Annotated in this window: 2 pseudogenes; one reads left to right on the top strand and one right to left on the bottom strand. The window is 70.1% G+C overall.

The window, feature by feature from the left end:
• Positions 1–518, top strand: a pseudogene (locus tag AB0M20_RS42355) (hypothetical protein); the annotation flags it as partial.
• Positions 519–548: 30 nt separating this feature from the next.
• Here AB0M20_RS42355 and AB0M20_RS42350 read toward each other — a convergent pair.
• A pseudogene (locus AB0M20_RS42350) lies at positions 549–1,624 on the bottom strand (hypothetical protein); the annotation flags it as partial.

The following is a 1,624-nucleotide window of genomic DNA, read 5'->3' as shown; positions in this document are numbered from 1 at the left end:
TGATCAGCACCGGTGTCAACAATCTCACCGACGGGATTCTCAACACCTTCGTGGTGGCGCTGATCCTCGGCATCGGATTGCGCACCGCAGGGATCTTCAAACCGTCCGTCCTGGGCGGCATCGACTCCCTGGGCCTCATGATGCTGGCCATCATGATCCTGGTCTTCGGACCCCTGGCCACGGTGGAACCCGCAGACGTGCGGGCGCTGGCGTTCCCGCTACTTCTCGCCTTCGTCTTCGGCATCGCCGGCATCGCCGGCTTCTCCGCGCTGACCGGCAAGCTCCTCGGCTACAGCATCCCGATGTCGATCTCGATCGGCCTGACCGCACTGTTCGGCTTTCCCGGCACGATGATTCTGTCCCAGGAGGCCGCCAAGGCCGCCGGAGAGAGCGCCGACGAGGTCGCCGCCATCGAGCACGAGATCCTGCCCAAGATGATCATCGCCGGTTTCGCCACCGTGACGATCACCTCCGTCGTGGTCACCAGCATCATCGCCGGCCGCATCGGCACAGGATGAACCGGCGCAGGATCAGTCGGAAGGCGGCGCTCAGCGTCGTCGTACTCCCTGGCTGATCGTCAGGTAGGCCAGCACGCCGGCGGCCACGAGCAGCGCCACGCCCAGCGCCGCCCCGAGGTTGCGCCGGACGAGCTCGGCCGTCCACCACATGGCTGTGCCGGCGAAGGCGACGATTCCGATGGTGACGACCAGCCGCACGAATCTGCGACGCAGCAATGCCTCGACACTGATGAGGGCCGCCGCGATGAGAGCTATTTCGGCCAGGCTCGGACGTCGGCCGGTCAGGAGCAGCAGGCCCAGGCCCGCCAGCACGAGTGAGGACGTCGCTGCGGCCCACAACCGCAGCAACCAGCTCTCCGTCCGCCGGTCCAGCTGCAGTGGCAACACTCGTTTGCGCAGATGAGCGTGCGGGCCTTCGTCCGGGAGATGGTGAGCGCGGTCGGCGGCCTCGAGCATCGCCTCTTGGTCGCGCTGCAGCTCGCGCAGGGCCGCCACTCGTTGGCGCACGGCCCGCTGCGCTTCACCTGGCTGCTGCACCGGCACGCCGCGCACCCGGTCGGCGGTGCGGGTTGCCCGCAGCAGGGAGCGCTGCTCGGCGAGGCTTTCGCGGGTGAGCCCGAGTTGGGCGACCACCTTTGCCCGGGCGGCCGCCAGGTCGGCCCGCGCCGCCTCCTCGTCCGGCGGCTCGCGGTCCAGCCCGGCCCAGGCAACCGGCTGGCCCCAGGACCGGCGGACCGTCCCGTTGCGCTCGTAGCGGGGACCCGCCGGTGCACGCTCGCCGCCGAACGGATCCTTGGTGTCCAGCCCCCACAGTCCGGCGTAGTCGTGCACCCAGCCGGTGCCGTCCTCGATGAGGGTCGCCTGCCACTCCCGGTCCTGCCCGGGCCCCACCGCGAGGCCGTCGCCACGGTGGTAGTCCAGATAGGGCAACGCCAGGGCGGTCGGCTTGCCGGCACGCCCGGGGATGAGGCGGCGGATCGCGGCGACCGTGCGATTGGTCCAGCGCGGCAGGTCGAGCGGAACCTGCACCAGGTACTCGCCCGGCAAGTAGGCCCCGGCGTGCGAACCGGCGCCGGCGAAGACCACGGGATGCTCGCCAACCATGG

The organism is Actinoplanes sp. NPDC051633 (assembly GCF_040681735.1).
In the GTDB taxonomy this organism is placed as follows: domain Bacteria; phylum Actinomycetota; class Actinomycetes; order Mycobacteriales; family Micromonosporaceae; genus Actinoplanes.
Note: the sequence above shows the minus strand (reverse complement) of the source record. Positions and strands in the feature narration are given on the sequence as shown.